At 71.4% G+C, this 16,422-nt stretch carries 12 protein-coding genes; 8 read left to right on the top strand and 4 right to left on the bottom strand.

From position 1 onward, the window contains the following. Positions 1-50 precede the first annotated feature (50 nt). Positions 51-3,212 (top strand): family 78 glycoside hydrolase catalytic domain, encoded by a 3,162-nt coding sequence (locus AA23TX_RS12720; protein ID WP_230862457.1) that lies wholly within the window; start codon positions 51-53, stop codon positions 3,210-3,212. A 15-nt stretch (positions 3,213-3,227) separates the two neighbouring features. Further along, on the top strand, positions 3,228-4,964 hold the full coding sequence (locus tag AA23TX_RS12715) for a GDSL-type esterase/lipase family protein (protein ID WP_155542731.1): 1,737 nt from the start codon (positions 3,228-3,230) through the stop codon (positions 4,962-4,964). 104 nt (positions 4,965-5,068) lie between these two features. Here AA23TX_RS12715 and AA23TX_RS12710 read toward each other — a convergent pair whose 3' ends face one another. Then, on the bottom strand, positions 5,069-5,863 hold the full coding sequence (locus tag AA23TX_RS12710) for a FadR/GntR family transcriptional regulator (protein WP_230862456.1): 795 nt from the start codon (positions 5,861-5,863) through the stop codon (positions 5,069-5,071). Between the two features lie 206 nt (positions 5,864-6,069). Between AA23TX_RS12710 and AA23TX_RS12705 the strand changes: the two genes are divergently transcribed. From AA23TX_RS12705 to AA23TX_RS12680, 6 genes are all read left to right on the top strand, one after another. Further along, positions 6,070-7,431, top strand: a complete 1,362-nt coding sequence (locus tag AA23TX_RS12705) for an ABC transporter substrate-binding protein (RefSeq protein WP_155542729.1) — start codon at positions 6,070-6,072, stop codon at positions 7,429-7,431. Further along, positions 7,428-8,336 (top strand): carbohydrate ABC transporter permease, encoded by a 909-nt coding sequence (locus AA23TX_RS12700; protein WP_155542728.1) that lies wholly within the window; start codon positions 7,428-7,430, stop codon positions 8,334-8,336. Before AA23TX_RS12705 ends, AA23TX_RS12700 begins: the two co-directional genes overlap by 4 nt. After that, a complete protein-coding gene (locus AA23TX_RS12695) occupies positions 8,326-9,201 on the top strand; it encodes a carbohydrate ABC transporter permease (protein ID WP_155542727.1) in 876 nt (291 codons plus the stop codon). The genes AA23TX_RS12700 and AA23TX_RS12695 overlap by 11 nt, the downstream gene beginning before the upstream one ends. 18 nt (positions 9,202-9,219) lie before the next feature. After that, positions 9,220-11,124, top strand: a complete 1,905-nt coding sequence (locus AA23TX_RS12690) for a DUF8034 domain-containing protein (protein ID WP_155542726.1) — start codon at positions 9,220-9,222, stop codon at positions 11,122-11,124. 28 nt (positions 11,125-11,152) lie between these two features. Then, on the top strand, positions 11,153-11,968 hold the full coding sequence (locus AA23TX_RS12685) for an amidohydrolase family protein (RefSeq protein ID WP_155542725.1): 816 nt from the start codon (positions 11,153-11,155) through the stop codon (positions 11,966-11,968). Positions 11,969-12,077: 109 nt separating this feature from the next. Next, positions 12,078-12,782, top strand: coding sequence for a FadR/GntR family transcriptional regulator (locus AA23TX_RS12680; protein WP_155542724.1), 705 nt, complete (start codon positions 12,078-12,080; stop codon positions 12,780-12,782). Positions 12,783-12,786: 4 nt separating this feature from the next. Here AA23TX_RS12680 and AA23TX_RS12675 read toward each other — a convergent pair whose 3' ends face one another. From AA23TX_RS12675 to AA23TX_RS12665, 3 genes are read right to left on the bottom strand one after another with little or no spacing between them, the layout of a single operon-like run. Then, entirely contained in the window at positions 12,787-13,812 is a 1,026-nt protein-coding gene (locus AA23TX_RS12675) for an ABC transporter permease (RefSeq protein ID WP_155542723.1), read from the bottom strand. Beyond that, on the bottom strand, positions 13,802-15,304 hold the full coding sequence (locus tag AA23TX_RS12670) for a sugar ABC transporter ATP-binding protein (RefSeq protein ID WP_155542722.1): 1,503 nt from the start codon (positions 15,302-15,304) through the stop codon (positions 13,802-13,804). The genes AA23TX_RS12675 and AA23TX_RS12670 overlap by 11 nt, the downstream gene beginning before the upstream one ends. 28 nt (positions 15,305-15,332) lie before the next feature. Beyond that, entirely contained in the window at positions 15,333-16,397 is a 1,065-nt protein-coding gene (locus tag AA23TX_RS12665; protein ID WP_155542721.1) for a sugar ABC transporter substrate-binding protein, read from the bottom strand. Positions 16,398-16,422: the final 25 nt, after the last annotated feature.

Below are 16,422 nucleotides of genomic sequence, written 5' to 3'. Positions count from 1 at the left end.
GACATCACCGCCAAGGCCGACGACGGAGTCGACTCGCGAATGGAGTGTTCATGTCCGGTCACCGCCCACGAGCCGTGCTCGTTCTGTTGACCGCCTTGCTTTCCGTCTCGCTCGCGGCGTCGCCCGCCGATGCGGTGGCGCACGACTCCACGCTCCAGGCGTTCGACCTGCGCGCCGGCAACGTCACCACTCCCCTGGCGGCGAGCAGCGCGCCGGCGCTGAGCTGGAAACTGCGCTCCGGACGACCCGGCGCCCGGCAGACGGCGTACCGGATCCTCGTCGCCACCGATCCGCGCCTGCTCACCGAAAAGCGCGCCGACGTCTGGGACAGCGGCAAGGTCGCGAGCGCCGGTTCCGTCGGCGTGCCCTACCGCGGACCCGTTGCCGCGGTGGGAAAGCGGAACTACTGGACCGTCGAAGTGTGGGGAGCCGACGGCGGTTCCCCGGCCGCGGCCGCGACGACGTGGTGGGAAATCGGGCCCGCGCAGCCGGCCGACTGGGGCGGCGCCGCCTGGATCACGCCGGACACCGGCGGAGCCTACGCCTGGCAGGACTTCGTCCTGGACATCGATTTCACGATCAAGGCCGCGGCCGCGAGCGTGGTCTTCCGGGCCACCGGACCCGACGACTTCCTGATGTGGCAGGTGAACGCCGCCACCACCCCGGGCAAGGTGCTGCTGCGGCCGCACGCCAAGAGCCACGGATCCTTCGCGCTCCTCGGGGAAACCGACCTGAGCGCGGTCATCACCCCGCAGACCGTCAACGCCCCGCACCACCTGCGGATCGAAGCGCGGGGAGCCACCGTCGTCACGGCCGTCGACGGCACGCAGGTCGACTCGCGGACGGTCGACGCCGTGCGCGCGGGCACCGTCGGGTTCCGCACGTCGATCAGCCAAGGGGTGCCCGAAGCCGCCGCCTTCGACAACCTGGCCGTGCACGGTCTCGACGGCACACCGTTGTTCTCCGACGACTTCTCGTCCACTCCGGACGCCCGGTTCCCCGGGGCCACCGTCACCGACGGGATGCTCGAACCCCAGGGCGACCCGCTGCTGCTCGCCCAGTCGCCGGACGCGCCGTTGCTGCGTCACGAGTTCGTCCTGGACAAGCCCGTCGCGAGCGCCCGCGCCTACGTCTACGGCCTCGGCTTCTACGAGCTGCACCTCAACGGCGGCAAGGTCGGCGACCAGGTGCTGGCGCCGGGCAGCACGCCCTACGACCGGCGCACCCTCTACGACTCCTTCGACGTGACGAACCAGGTCCACATCGGACGGAACGCCGCGGGCCTGTGGCTGGGCAACGGATACGGGCCCCGCTTCAGCCAGTACGGCTTCCGCTGGACCGGGCCGAAACAGGGAATCGCCGCGCTGGTCGTCACCTTCGCCGACGGGAGCCGCCGGACGATCACCACCGACGAATCCTGGCGCTGGTCGGACGGCCCGGTGACGGCCAACGACCTCTACGCGGGCGAGAGCTACGACGCCCGGCTCGCCCAGGACGGCTGGGACCGGCCGGGCTTCGACGACTCGGCCTGGCACCCGGTGCGGGCCGCGACCGCGCCGAGCCCGTCGCTCACCGCGTCGACCGCACCGCCGATCCGGGTGGCGCAGACCCTGCGCGCGGTGTCGGTGAAGCAGCCTCGCCCGGGCGTGTACGTCTACGACTTCGGGCAGAACTTCGCGGGCTGGGCCCAGCTCCGCGTCGCCGGGCCGGCCGGCACGACCGTGCGGATGCGCACCTCGGAGGAGCTCGAACCCGACGGCACGCTCGACACCACGACCAACCGCAACGCCGCGTCGACCGACTCGTACACGCTCGGCCCCGCGCGCGGCGTGCAGGTCTACGAGCCGCGGTTCACCTACCACGGCTTCCGCTACCTCGAGCTCACCGGCTTCCCGGGAACACCGGACCTCGGCAGCGTCGCCGGCCGGGTCGTGCACGCCGACGTCGCCGCGACCGGGCACGTCGAGACGTCCGATCCGCTGCTGAACACGATCTGGGCGAACAACCGGCGGGCGGTCCTGAACAACTCGATGAGCCTGCCGACGGACAACCCGGTCCGCGACGAACGGACGCCGCCGGGCATGGACGTGCAGGCCTATCACGACGCGTCCGTCCTCGACTTCGGCATGGACACCTTCTACGGCAAGTACCTGCTCGACCTGCCGCCCGGCACGGCGCTGCCCACCGACGACGGCAACGCGCAGCTGCCGGACATGGGCGGCGGCTCGGTCGACCTGGCCTGGTCGCTCTACGAGCAGTACGGCGACCTCCCGCGGCTCGCCGCCGCCTACCCGGCGATGAAGACGTTCGTGGACACCAACGCCGCCGCCTACCCGGGCCTGATCTGGCCCGAAGACCGCGGGTTCGGCGACTGGTGCCCGCCCGACCGGAGCCCGAACGCCGACGGGGGCCAGGGAAACCCGTCCGCGGGAGCGTGCTTCAGCGAGCGCTCGCTGGTCAACACCGCGCTGTCCTACCGGCAGGCCGAGGACGTCGCGAAAGCCGCGCGAGCACTGGGAAAGACCGACGACGCGACGCACTTCGCGGACCTGGCGACCGCGATCGCCGCGGCGTTCAACGCGCACTTCCTCGACGGGACCACCTACGGCGACGGCCGCCAGACGACCAGTGTCCTCCCGCTGGCCTTCGGCATCGTGCCGCCGGACAAGGTGGCCGGGGTCGGCGCGAAGCTCGTCGACACGATCCTGACCAAGGACGGCGGGCACCTCGACACCGGGATCTTCGGCACCCGCTACCTGCCCGAGGCCCTGGCGAAGGCGGGCCGGATCGACGTCGCCCTGGCCGTGCTGCGCCAGAAGACCTACCCGGGCTTCGGCTACGAGATCGGCCGCGGCGCGACGACGCCGTGGGAGCAGTGGACCTACGAGTCCGGCATGGAAACCCACGACCACGCCATGTTCGCCGGGATCAACGCCGCCTTCTACACGCAGTTCGCCGGCATCACGCCCGCGGCGCCGGGATACGCGTCGATCGCGATCGCCCCGCAGGTGCCCGCCGGGCTGGGGCACGTGGCCGCGTCGATCGACACGGTCCGCGGCCTGGTCGCCTCGGAGTGGACGCAGACCGGCTGCCGCTTCGACCTCACCGTCACCGTGCCCGCCAATACGACCGCCACCGTCACCCTGCCCACCGGCCAGCGGATCCCGATCGGCTCCGGAACCTCGAAGTTCACCGCCCACCACTGCGCCTGATCCCGGGAGGACCTCGTGAAGCGGATCCTGCTCACCGCACTGCTGGCGGCCGGGCTGCTCGCCCCGGCGGCCCAGGCGGTCGCGGCCGTCACTTATCCCGACCTCGCGTCGGCGTTCGACAACGCCAGTACCAGCCCGGCCGCCGTGCCGACGGCCGCCGACTTCGACGGCAGCGGACACAGCCTGATCGCGGAAGACCGCACGGCCGCGGGCTGGGACCGCGGCCGGGTCGTCACGGTCGACGGCGCGCAGCTCCGGCTGCCCACCGCCGCGCCGGGAAGCCCGGACAACGTCGTCGCCGACGGCCAGCGCATCCGCGGCCGGTTCGCCGGTGCGGCGCTGTCGTTCCTCGTGACGAGCACGGGCGCCGGCACCGAGGGCACGGGAACGCTCGAGTACGCCGACGGCCACACCCAGGACTACCGGCTGGCCGCGCCCGACTGGATCGTCGGGCCGGGCAGCCGGCTGACCGTGGCGTTCCCGCGGTGGAACACCCCCGACGGCCCGAACGCGGTCCCCGCCAAGCTCTACACCGTCTCCATCCCCCTCGACCCGGGCGTCCCGGTCACCGCGCTCACCCTGCCGAAGACCGGCTCGGGCGGGCGGCTGCACGTCTTCTCGATCGGCACCCGGCCCACGGCCGGGCCCTGGACGCCGACGTGGGCCACGGCGACGGACGACGGGCTCGCCGCCGGGCCGTGGACCGAACGCACGCTGCGGATGGTGGAGCACACCAGCCGCGGCGGCTCCCAGGTGCGGATCCGGCTCGACAACGCCTACGACCCCGGGCCGCTGGTCGTCGGGCACGCGACCATCGCGGTCCGGAGCGTCGGCGCGGTTCCGGCCCGCACGCCGGTGACGCTCACCTTCGGCGGACGGCGGGAGGCCGCGCTGCCGGCGGGTGGCCAGGCGGTCAGCGACCCGCTGCCGTTCACCGTGCCCGCCGACGCGGACTTGCTGGTGAGCTTGTACTTGAAGGGAACCGTGACCAATGCGCCGATGCACAGCGTCGCGCTGCAGGAGATGTACACCACGGCCGACGGCACCGGTGACCACACCGGTGACGGTGTCGCGTTCCCGTCCGCGGGCACGTTCGGCTTCTGGACGATCCTGTCCGGGATCGATGTGACCGGACCGGGCGGTGGCGCCGTGGTCGCGTTCGGCGACTCGATCACCGACGGCTACTCGTCCACGCCGAACACGAACAGCCGCTGGCCGGACTTCCTGGCCCGGCGCCTGCCGGGCCGCGCCGTGGTGAACGAAGGCATCTCCGGCAACCGGATCCTGCAGGACGCCTTCAGCGGCTACCCCGACGGCCGCACCGCGGGCGTGAACGCACTGGCCCGGCTGAACCACGACCTGATCAGCCTGCCCGGGGTGCGGACCGCGATCGTCCTCGAAGGCATCAACGACATCACCAGCGGCACCAGCGCGAGCGACGTCATCGCCGGGCTGAAGGAGATCGCCGCCGAGCTGCACGCGGCCCGCATCCGGGTGCTCGCCGGCACGCTCACCCCGATCAAGGGGTGCACCTGCGGCAGCGACGCGCACCTCGCGGCGCGCAACGAGGTCAACGCCTTCATCCGCGACAACGGCGGGGTGTTCGACGGCTGGGTCGACTTCGACGCCGCCGTCCGCGATCCGGCCGACCCGGAGACGATGCGCCCCGTCTACGACTCCGGTGATCACCTGCATCCGGGCGACGCGGGCTACGCCGCCATGGCCGCGGCCGTCCCGCTCGCCCGGCTGTGACCCGGCAGCTTCCGGCCGGCTCCGCCCCCGGGTGGTCGTGAGTGAGAAACAGGGTTAGAACACTGTTTCTCACTCACGACCGCCCGCTGTGATCCACCGCGGCCTCAGCCGAAGACGCGCCGCTGGATCTCGCGGCGGTAGTCCTCCAGGGTGTTGTCCAGGTGGACCGCGGCCGCCTGCGCGGCGGCCTCCGGATCGCCGTCCCGGATCGCCCGGTAGATCGCGGCGTGCTCGTCGATCGCCTCGGCCGCGTGTCCGCCGACGGTGCCGTGCAGCCCGATCGTGCTGGACTGGTGCTGCAGCCGCCGCGCCTCGCGGACCGCGGCCAGCAGGAACTGGTTGTGGGACGCCGCCGCGATGCCGAGGTGGAACTCGTCGTCCCCACGATCGAACAGCGCCGCCTCGCCGGTCAGGTGACCCTGGCGGCACGTCTCCGCCGCCGCCTCGATCGACCGCAGCTCGCCGGGGGTGGCCCGGGTCGCCGCCAGCCGGCCGGCGGTCATCTCCTGGACGCGGCGGAACTCGAACAGCATGTAGATGTGTTCGAGGTCCGTCGGCAGGAACAAGCTGCCCCAGTGCGCGGAACCGAGCATCCCCTCGTCGTCGGCGACGTAGAGGCCCCGCCCCTTCTGGGCGCGCACCCGGCCGATCGCGGAGAGGATCTTGACGGCTTCGCGCACCACGGTCCGGCTGGTTCCCATCCGCGCCGCCAGCTCGTTCTCGGTCGGCATGCGGTCGCCCGGCCGCAGCCGCAGCTCGGCGATGAGCCGGAGGATCTGCTCGGCGACGAGCTCGTAGCCCGGCCGGTACGAGGTCGGCGGCGGGGTCCCGGGCGGGTCGCCACCGGCCGGACCGGGTTCGATCGATGCGGGCACGCCGTCCACCACCGCCTCCTTCACGCTCAGCGACCATGAAGCATACATCTGAGTCGCGGCGACATAAATAAGTACGACACATTTTCCCGAAGTTCCCTCTTGACTACGGGCCCTGCACCGACTCTCATAGACGACACCCGCCGGCAACGCACGATGTGTCGGACACATCGTCGGACGACGTTGCCTGATCAGGTAGACCTGCGGGCCCCCACGACGGAGTGGAGTAGCTCATGACAGCCCCAGCCACCGGAGGCAGGAGACCAGCCCGGCGCCGCCGGCGGTCCGCAGGACTGGTGCTCGGCGTCGCGGCCGTCCTCGCCGCGGTCACGGCGTGCGGGAACGGCGACAGCGGTACCGGCGCCCAGAGCGAGTTCAAGCCGGTGCCGCAGACCGGCGGACAGCTCACCGTGTGGGTCGACTCGACGCGGCTGCCCGCCGCGCAGCTGTACCAGAAGCAACACCCGTCGGTGAAGCTGGACATCGTCACCTACGACGGCGACGCCAACGGCTCGAACTACCTCCAGACCAAGGTGAGCCTGTTCAACCGCACCCGCAGCGGCTGGCCGGACGTCGTGTTCAGCACCCAGAACAACGAGACCTCCTGGGCGGTCCAGGCCGGCTTCACCGCACCCCTCAACAAGGGCCAGATCCCCGAAGCCACGCTGAACGGCTGGGCCCCCGGCGCCAACGCCCCCTGCACCGTGGACGGCACGCTCTACTGCCTGCGCAACGACCTCGCCCAGACCGTGCTCTGGTACAACGCTTCGCTGATGCGGCAGTGGAACTACCAGGTGCCGAAGACCTGGGAGGAGTACCAGGCGCTGGGGCAGCGCGTCGCCACCGAGCACCCCGGCTACCTGGTCGGCACGGCCGGGGACAACTTCACCCCGGAGATCTACCTGTGGGCCGGCAAGTGCGGCGCCAACGAGATCACCGGCCCGAAGAAGGTGAAGGTGACCACCACGAGCCCCGCCTGCACCCGGATGGCGGCGCTGCTCGACACGCTGGTCGCGAACCACGCGATGTCCACCAGCAGCGTGTTCAGCTCGGACTTCGACAAGAACTCCGGAGACAAGATCCTCATGCTGCCGGGGCCGTCCTGGTTCGGCGGATCGATCTTCCAGGAGTCCCTGAAGACTCCCCCCGGCCAGATCGCCGTCGCGCCGATGCCCCAATGGGCCGGCGAAACGGCCCCGTCGGTCGGCAACGTCGGCGGCGGCACCTGGCTGATGTCCGCCCACAGCGCCAACCTCAAGGACGCCACCGACTTCCTGACCTGGGTGACGACCGCGCCGGACTACCAGGGCCAGGTCGCCCCGGGCTACCCGGCCAACACGGGCGCGGCGAAGGCCTGGCTGGCGAAGCAGACGGCCAGCGGGTACTACGCCGGCGACGTCACCGGACCGCTGCAGACGGCCGCCGCGCAGGTGTGGCCGGGCTGGGGCTACGGGCAGTTCAGCCAGGAGGCGATCTGGGCCGCGACCGTCACCCCCGGCCAGACCGCCGGCAAGACGATCGTCTCCCTGCTGCCCGACTGGCAGAAGGCGATCACCGACCACGCGAAGTCGAACGGGTACGAGGTCGCCCAGTGAGCACGGCCGCCCGGCCGGCCGGGGCACCGTCGCGACGGCGGACGCTCCGGCCGGGCCGGGCCGGCCACCTCTTCGTCGCGGCCTACGTCGTCCTGCTGGTCGCGTTCGGGGTCGTGCCCACGGTGTACGCGGTGTACTTCGCGTTCACCGACGCGGGCGACCGCTTCGCCGGCCTGGCGAACTTCGTCGAGGCCGCCGAAGACTTCCGGTACGCCGCCGCGGTCGGGCACGTGGCGCTCTACCTGCTGTTCTGGCTGGTGTCGCTGGTGGTGTTCGTCGTCGGGCTGGCGCTGCTGCTGCACCGGCTGCGGTCCCGGGCGGGCGGCACCACCCTGCGCTTCCTCTTCTACATCCCCGGGGCGCTGGCCGGTGCGGCCAGCGTGCTGGTCTGGCTGTTCATGCTGGACCCGTCGGTGAGCCCGGTGAGCTTCCTGTTGCGGGCGCTCGGGTTCGACACCTTCGGCGAGGTCGTCGCGCCCGGCCACCTGCCGGTGCTGTTCACCATGATCGCCTTCTGGACCGGCGCGGGCGGCTGGATCGTCGTGATGTACGGCGCGTTGAACAACATCTCCCCCGACCTGCTGGAGGCGGCGCGGATCGACGGCGCGGGCGCGTGGCAGACGGCCTGGCGCATCCAGATCCCGTTGCTGCGCAAGTGGATCGTCTACATGGTGATCCTGGCGTTCGCCGGGGGCACCCAGCTGTTCGTCGAGCCGCAGCTGCTCTCGCAGGCGAGCGTCGGCGTCGCCGGGCGCGACTATTCGCTCAACCAGCTCTCCTACGACTTCGCCTTCCAGAACAACAATGTGAACACGGCCGCGGCCATTTCCGTCGAGCTGCTGGTGATCGGCGTGGTCGTCGCCGGCGTGTTCGTCGCGCGATCGGGGTTCTTCGATGCCGACTAGGCCGGGTCGGCGGCTGCCGAACCCGCTGTCGCTGCTGGTGCTCGCGCTGTTCCTGGTCTTCTTCGTGCTCCCGGTGCTGTGGCTGCTGCTGGCCGCCACCAAGACCGACGACCAGCTCGTGCACGGCCACCCGCTGTCGTTCGGCTCGTGGGAAGCGCTCGGGGCCAACTGGACCGCGCTGACCTCCTTCGGGGACAACGCGATCTTCGAGTGGCTGGGCAACTCCGCGCTGTACTCGTTCGCCGCGCTCGCGATCACGCTGTGCGTGGCGATCCCGGCCGGCTACGCCCTCGCGATGACCGAGTTCCGCGGCCGGCGCACCCTGCTCGTCGCGACGCTGGTGGTCATGCTGATGCCGAACGCGACGCTGGTGGTGCCGCTGTTCCTCGAGATCAACGCCGTCCACCTGATCGGCTCGATGTGGTCGATCGTCCTGCCGTACGCGTTCTACCCGTTCGGCGTGTACCTGACCTACATCTACTTCAGCACCGCGCTGCCCCGCGACCTGATCGACGCGGCGATGCTCGACGGCTGCTCGCCGTTCGGCGTGTTCCACCACATCGCGTTGCCGCTGGCCGCCCCGGTCGTGGCCCTCGTCGGCTTCTTCAGCTTCGTCGCCAACTGGACCAACTACTTCCTGCCGTACGTCCTGCTGCCGGAGAGCGACCAGTTCCCCGTCCAGGTCGGCCTGGGCACCCTGCTCGACGCCGTCCCGCAGTTCAACCCGACCGTCGGCACCGCGGCGGTCCAGCGCCCCGAGCTCGCGCTGGCCACGCTGCTCGCCATCACCCCGGTACTCGTCGTTTTCCTCTTCTCCCAACGTTTCCTGGTCACCGGGATGCTCGCCGGCGCGACCAAGGAGTGACCACCATGGAGAACTTTGATGCACCCCGTCATCACGGCCTCGGTGCCCCTGCTCGAACCGCCCGGCTGGGCCCTCGCGCAGCGCGAGCTGTTCGCCCTGCTCGACCAGGCCTGGCGCCGGTTCGCCCGCGACTTCACCGGCCCGGACGGGCGGCTGCGCTACGACGGTGAGCTCACCACCCGCGACGGCGTAGACGACTTCTACGAGACGTTCTTCAACTGGCCCCAGCTCTACCTGCTCGGCGGCGCCGACGACCTGCTCGCCCAGTCCGAGCACCACTGGGAGGGCGTCACCCGGCAGCTGACCGAGCTGGGCATGCTGCACGACGGGTACGAACGCGGCTACGACTGGTTCCACCAGGGGGAAAGCCTGCTGCTGCTGTACTTCCTGTGCATGGCCGCACCCGGGCGGTGGCGGGACCGGGCGCTGCGGTTCGCGGAGCTCTACGTCGATCCCGCGCACGGCAACTACGACCCCGGGCACCGCATCATCCGGCGCCCCCACAACGGCAGCGACCCGGCGCGCGAAGGGCTCTTCGACGGCGATTCCTACCCATGGCTGCCCCGGGAGGCCAGGACGTACGGCTTCCCGCTGGAGTGGCTGCCGCCGGACGGCTCGATCATGGGCGAGCAGATGCGCCGGCGGATGGGAGTGGGCGACACCGCGGTCAACCTGGCCGCTTCCGGGCTCGTCCTCAACGCCCTGCTGCTGTCCGGCGAGCCGCGCTACCGCGACTGGCTCGCCGAGTACGTGGGCGCGTGGCGTGAGCGCGCGGCCGCCAACGGCGGCATCCTGCCCGACAACGTCGCGCCCGACGGCACGGTCGGCGGGCTGCTGGAGGGCCGCTGGTACGGCGGGCACTACGGCTGGTCGTGGCCGCACGGCTGGTACAGCGTCGGGCACGCCGCCGTCGTCGGCGCGCTGTCGGCCGCGCTCGCCACCGGCGACGACACGTTCGCCGACCTGGTGCGCCCGGTGCTGGACGAGATCATCGCCCAGGGCAAGGTCATGGCGTTCACCGACGCGGACTCCAGTCTCGAGTCCAAGTGGTCGGTCCAGCTGCGCGAGGACGTGCACCAGCCGACGCTGCACGTGCCCTACCGCCGCGACGACCGCGGGTGGTTCGACTACAACCCGATGCTGATGGGTGTCCCCGTCGCGTTGTGGCACCACACCGCCGCCGCCGGGGACCGGGACCGCATCGAACGGCTGCGCGCCGCCGGCGGCCACGACTGGCGCACCGTGCGATCCTTCCGCAGCAAGGAAGAGGCCGGGCACGAAGAGCCGTGGTTCGCCTACCTCGCGGGCGACGATCCCGGCTACCCGGAGCGGATCCTGGCCGCCGCGCAGGCCCAGGTGCGGCACCGGCTGGCCCGCATGGAGCGCTACCGCGACCTGGACGTCCCCGAGGCCGACATCCACCTGTGGCAGCAGTCCAACCCGGTGGTCACCGAGGCGCTGGTCCAGCTCACCTGGGGCGGGCCGCAGGTCGTCTACAACGGCGGCCTGCAGCAGGCCCGCGTCCGCTACCACGACGCGCGGGCGCGGCGCCCGGGCCTGCCGCCGTCGGTGGCGGCGCTGGTTTCGGACATCGCCCCGGAGGCGACCGTGCTCGAGCTGGTCAACCTCGACCCGCTCGCGGCACGGTCGGTGATCGTGCAGGCCGGGGCCTTCGCCGAGCACCACATCCGCACCGCGGGCTACACCGTGTGCGACGACCCGTCGTGGATCGGCGGTCTCTACGACTACGGCCACGGCGAGCCGGCCGTGACCTCCGCGTCGATCGACGTCGACGGCCCGTGGCTGCGGGTGGAGCTGCCCCGGTCGACCCGGATCCGCCTGACGCTGGAGCTGGCGCTGCGGGCCCGCCCCGCTTCCTACGCCACCCCGTTCGACGAGCCGGTCTCCGGGAGCGGGGCGTGACCGGGTTCCTCGACACGCACGTCCACTTCTGGGACCCGCGGCGGCTGCGCTACCCGTGGCTCGACGACGTCGCGGACCTGAACCGGCCGTTCACCCCGCCGACTTCCCCGGACCTCCGGGCCGGGACGGCGTCATCGTCGTCGAAGCGGGCCGGACACCCGCGGACGCCGCCGCCGAAATCTCGTGGCTGCGGCAGGAAGCGCGGCGGCGGCCCTGGATCCGCGGCATCGTCGCGCACGCGGACCTCGAGCGCCCGGCAGCGGCGGGCCGGTTCGTCGCCGGGCACGGCGGTGACCCGTTCGTGGTCGGCGTCCGGCGCAACGTGCAGGACGAGGCGCCCGGATTCCTCGGCGACCGGGTCTTCCGGGCGGGGGTTCGGCTGCTGGGCGAGGCGGGACTGCCGTTCGACGCCTGCGTCCGCGCCCCTCAGCTGCCCGAGCTGACCGAGCTGGCCGCCGCCTGCCCGCGGACGACCATCGTGCTGGACCACCTCGGCAAGCCGTCGCCGGGCGGCCCCGGGTACGACCGGTGGCGCCGCGACCTGCACCGGCTGGCCCGGCACGGCAACGTGCTGTGCAAGCTGTCCGGCCTGGCCACCGAAACCACCCCCGGCACCACCCGCTCACTCGTGGTGGACGCGGTGCGCGAAGCCCTCGACGCGTTCGGCCCCGGCCGCTGCCTTTACGGCAGCGACTGGCCCGTCATGACCCTGGCGACGGACTACGAGACGTGGCTGGAGCTGGTCCACGAGGCGCTCGCCGACCACGCGGCCACCGACGCCGTCTTTCACCGGAACGCCGTCCGAACCTACCGGCTGCCCGCAGTCGGAACATCACACGTCTGAGCGTCTTCGGGACCTTAGGCCGCATCGAATTCGGCGAACAGGACGCCATCTCCTCGCGATTCATCATACGATTGGTAGGATCTCGCGCAATCACCGTCCGAGGAGCACCATGGCGAAGTCCCTGACCGACGAGGCGATCGACCGGATCCGCGAGTTCGTCCGCTCCGGGCGGTTCCCCGCCGGCTCCCGGCTGCCTCCCGAGCACGAGCTGGCCACGGAGCTGGGGATTTCCCGCAGCCCGACCCGGGAAGCCGTGAAAGCGCTGGCGCTGGCCCGGGTCCTCGAAGTCCGCCGGGGTGACGGCACGTACGTCACGAGCCTCGCGCCCAGCCTGCTGCTGGAGGGCCTGGGCAGCGCGGTGTCGCTCATGGAGAGCAGCGTGCTCGAGCTGACCGAGGTGCGCCGCCTCCTGGAACCCGCGGCGACCGGGGTGGCCGCGACCCGGATCACCGACGCCGAGCTCCAGACCGTGGCCGAGCTGCTCGACGCGATGGAGGAGGCGGTCGAGGACGTCGAGCGCCTCACGGTGCTCGACGCGGCCTTCCACCGCGCGGTGGTCACCGCGACGGGCAACGAAACCCTGACGGCCCTGCTGGACGGAATCTCCTCGCGAACGCTGCGGGCCAGGATCTGGCGCGGCACCGTCGACCGGGGCGTCACGCACGAGACGTTGTCCCAGCACAAGGCGATCTACGACGCACTGGCCGGCCGCGACCCGGCCGTCGCGACCGCGGCGGCGCTGATGCACGTCGACACGTCCGAACGCTGGCTGCGGGCCCACCTGGCCGACTTCCCGAACCTCGAAGACGGGTAGCGCGTCAGTTCTGCCGCTTCCCACTGGTGATCCGGGACATCACGAGCGCGACCAGGATGATCGTGCCGTTGAGGGCGCCGATCCACTGGGCCGGTACTCCGGCCAGCGTGAGCACGTTCTGGATCATGTAGAGCAGCAGGATTCCCGTGAAGGCACCGAAGATCGTGCCGCGGCCGCCGTTCAGGCTGACGCCGCCGATCACCGCCGCCGCGAACACCGTGAAGATGTAGCCGTTGCCCTGGGCCGCGGCCACCGACGCGAGCCGGCCCGAGAGCAGCAGCCCGCCGAGCGCGGCCAGCACGCTCGCCCCGATCAGGACGATCCACACGAGACGGTCGGTCCGGATGCCCGCCGCCTTCGCCGCGTCCTCGTTGCCGCCGATCGCGTACAAGCTGCGGCCGAACCGGGTGTAGCCGAGCAGCACCACACCACCGGCGAACAGGAGCACGCAGATCCAGATGGACGCCGGGATCCCGGCCCACAGGGTGGTGCCGAGGTAGAGCATCGAATCCGGCATGCCGAAGAACGTCTGGCCGCCGGAGATCCCGGTCAGCAGGCCGCGCAGCACGATCAGCATGCCGAGGGTGACCACGAACCCGCTCAACCCGAACCGGACGATCAGCAGCGCGTTGAGCGCACCGACCAGCACCCCGACCAGGAGCACCACGGGCACCGCCGTCCACGCCGGCAGGAGGCCGAGCGAATGGCCGCCCTCGATGGTCAGCCAGGCGGCCACGCCGGGGGCCAGGCCGAACGTGGACTCCAGTGAGAGATCCATCTTGCCGACGACCAGCACCAGCGTCTGGGCGAGCACCAGCAGCGCGATCTCCGACATGGTCTGCAGGATGTTGAGCACGTTGTCGTACTGGAGGAACACCGGGTTCACCAGCTGGCCGACCACGGCGATCGCGATGATCCCGGGCACGAGCGCGAAGTCGCGCACGCGGGCGAAGGCGATGCGCCGCGACGGTCCGGCGGCGCCGGGCTCGGCCGGGGCCTCGGTACGCACGGCGGCGGGGCTATCGGGCATCGAGGTCGACTCCTTCCATGGCGGCCACGATCTCGTGGTCCGGCCGGCCGGCGGGGATTTCGGCGGTGAGCCGTCCGCGGACCATGACGAGCAGGCGGTCGCAGAGGCGCAGGTCGTCCAGCTCGTCCGAGGCGATCAGCACCGCGGTGCCCGCGGCGGCGGCTTCGGCCACCTTGCCGAGGAGGAACTCCTTCGACCGCACGTCCACCCCCGCCGTCGGGGTGATCAGCACGAGCAGCCGGGGGTCGCCCGCGAGCGCACGGGCCATGACGACCTTCTGCTGGTTGCCGCCCGACAGCGCCGACACGGCGAGCTCCGGGCCGGGCGTCTTCACCTCCAGCCGGTCGATCATCGTCCCGGCCAGGCGGTCGCGCAGGCCGGACCGGACGAAGATGCCCGGCCCGAGGCGGTCCAGCACGGACAGGGTGGTGTTGTCCGCGACCGACATCTCCGGGACGAGTCCTTGGCGGTGGCGGTCTTCCGGGACGAAGCCGATCCCGGCGGCGAGCGCCGCCGGGACGTCGCCGGGGCGAGGGCGGTGGTCCCCGACGAGGATGGTGCCCGAGCCGGCCTCCCGCAGCCCGGTCAAGGTCTCGGCGACCTCGGTCTTGCCGCTGCCGCCGGCCCCGGCCAGGCCGACGATCTCCCCCGGCGCGACGTGGAAGGAAATGCCTTCGTAGGTGGGGGCCAGGCTCAGCTCGCGCACCCGGAGCACCGGGGGCAGGCCGAGCCGGGCCGACGAGGCGCGTTCGTCGGCCACGGCGGCGTTCTCGCCGGTCATCGCCGCGACGAGGCCGGGCTTCGGCAGCTCGGCGACCGGGGCGGTCAGGACGTGCCGGGCGTCGCGGAAGACCGTGACCGTGTCGCAGATCTCGTAGACCTCCTGCAGGTGGTGACTGATGAACAGGAACGTCACGCCCTGGCGTTGCAGGTCGGCGATGTGGTCGAACAGCCGGGTGATCGCGCCGCCGTCGAGCTGCGCGGTCGGCTCGTCGAGGATGACGAACCGGGCGCCGAAGGACAGCGCTCGCGCGATCTCGACGAACTGCCGCTGCTCGACACCGAGCTCGCCCGCGGGCCGGCGGACGTCGACGTCCACCGACCAGCGTTCGAGCACCTCGGTGGCCGCGCGGCGCACCGCGGACCAGCGGACGAGCCCGCCCCGGGTCTCCTGCCGGTTCAGGAACAGGTTCTCGGCCACCGAGAGGTCCGGGATGATCGTCGACCGCTGGTACACGCAGGCGACCAGCGAACGCCACTTGTCCCGATCGGACAGTGCCGGCGCCGGGTCGCCGTTCAGCCGCAGGGAGCCGGAATCCGGTTCGGTCAGTCCGGTGAGGACGGAGACGAGGGTCGACTTCCCGGCGCCGTTGCGGCCGACGAGCGCGTGCGTCTGTCCCGGGAGGACGGTGAGGTCCGCGTGGTCCAGCGCGACGGTGGCGCCGTAGCGCTTGACCACCTGCCGCGCTTCGACGACGGGCACGGTGCTCATGTTCGCCTCCTCTCCGAAGCGGGTGCGGTCAGCTCTTGCTGTTGCCCCACAGGGACCGGTCGTCGACCTTGACGCTGGCGACCGGCCCGAAGGTGGCACCGTCCGCGGTGACCAGCGGCGCGGCCAGCTGGTCCTCCATCAGGCCGTCGCGGACCGCCACGATGGTGCTGTCGTGGTCGGTCTTGCCCGGCACCGGCGTCTTGCCCGCGATGGCGTCCTTGATGTACTGCAGCGCGTACTGGGCGAACAGGTCCGCGGGCTGGGAGACGGTCGCGTCCATTTCGCCCGCGCGGATCTTCTCGAGCTCCTCGGGGATGCCGTCGTTGGACACGATGAACACGTGCTTCGGGTCGGTGGCCGGCACGAGCAGGTTCCGCTGCTTCAGCAGTTGCAGCGTCCCGGAGAGGGCGAAGCTGGACTGCATGTAGACACCCTTGATGTCCGGGTTCGCGGTGAGCCGGGTCTGGAGCTTCTGGGCCGCGGTGGCGGCCTCCCAGTTGGTGGCTTCGCCGAAGACCGTGATGCCCGGGAAGTTCTGCTTCATGCAGTCGTTGAACGCCTCGGTGCGGTCCCGCCCGTTGATCGACGCGAGGTCGCCCTGCAGCATGACGACCTTGCCGTGGCCCCCGAGTTTCGTGCCGAGGAACCGGCACGCCTTTTCCCCGTAGGCGCGGTTGTCCGCCCGCACGACCATGTAGACGTTGCCCTGGTCGGGCCGGGTGTCGACGGACACGACCGGGATCTTCTTGCCGGCCAGCTGCTGCAGGGTCGGGATGATCGCCGCGGTGTCCTGCGGTGCCATCACGACGCCCTTGACGCCCTGGCTGATCATCGTCTGCACGTTGGCGGTCAGGGTGGCGACGTCGTTCTGCGAGTTCGTGGTCTTGAGGTCGAGACCGAACCGGCCCGCGAACTGCGGGACGTACTTGATGTAGGCGTTCCAGAAGTCGGTGTCCGAACGGGGGTAGTCGACGCCCACGACGGTTCCGCCGGACGCGGCGGTGCCACCGCCGCCACTGCAACCGGCGAGCACCGCCGCGGTCAGCACGCCGGCCGTGACCGCGGCGGCGGCACCCAGGTACCTGATCTTCATGACCTCTCCTCGTTGACAGGTGGGG

It is taken from the genome of Amycolatopsis camponoti (assembly GCF_902497555.1).
GTDB classification, from domain to species: domain Bacteria; phylum Actinomycetota; class Actinomycetes; order Mycobacteriales; family Pseudonocardiaceae; genus Amycolatopsis; species Amycolatopsis camponoti.
This window is presented reverse-complemented; position numbering and strand designations above follow the sequence as displayed.

Coding starts and splice junctions, on each gene's coding strand:
- AA23TX_RS12720 (WP_230862457.1), top strand. CDS start 51: ATGTCCGGTCACCGCCCACGAGCCGTGCTCGTTCTGTTGACCGCCTTG.
- AA23TX_RS12705 (WP_155542729.1), top strand. CDS start 6,070: ATGACAGCCCCAGCCACCGGAGGCAGGAGACCAGCCCGGCGCCGCCGG.
- AA23TX_RS12695 (WP_155542727.1), top strand. CDS start 8,326: ATGCCGACTAGGCCGGGTCGGCGGCTGCCGAACCCGCTGTCGCTGCTG.
- AA23TX_RS12690 (WP_155542726.1), top strand. CDS start 9,220: ATGCACCCCGTCATCACGGCCTCGGTGCCCCTGCTCGAACCGCCCGGC.
- AA23TX_RS12680 (WP_155542724.1), top strand. CDS start 12,078: ATGGCGAAGTCCCTGACCGACGAGGCGATCGACCGGATCCGCGAGTTC.
- AA23TX_RS12675 (WP_155542723.1), bottom strand. CDS start 13,812: ATGCCCGATAGCCCCGCCGCCGTGCGTACCGAGGCCCCGGCCGAGCCC.
- AA23TX_RS12670 (WP_155542722.1), bottom strand. CDS start 15,304: ATGAGCACCGTGCCCGTCGTCGAAGCGCGGCAGGTGGTCAAGCGCTAC.
- AA23TX_RS12665 (WP_155542721.1), bottom strand. CDS start 16,397: ATGAAGATCAGGTACCTGGGTGCCGCCGCCGCGGTCACGGCCGGCGTG.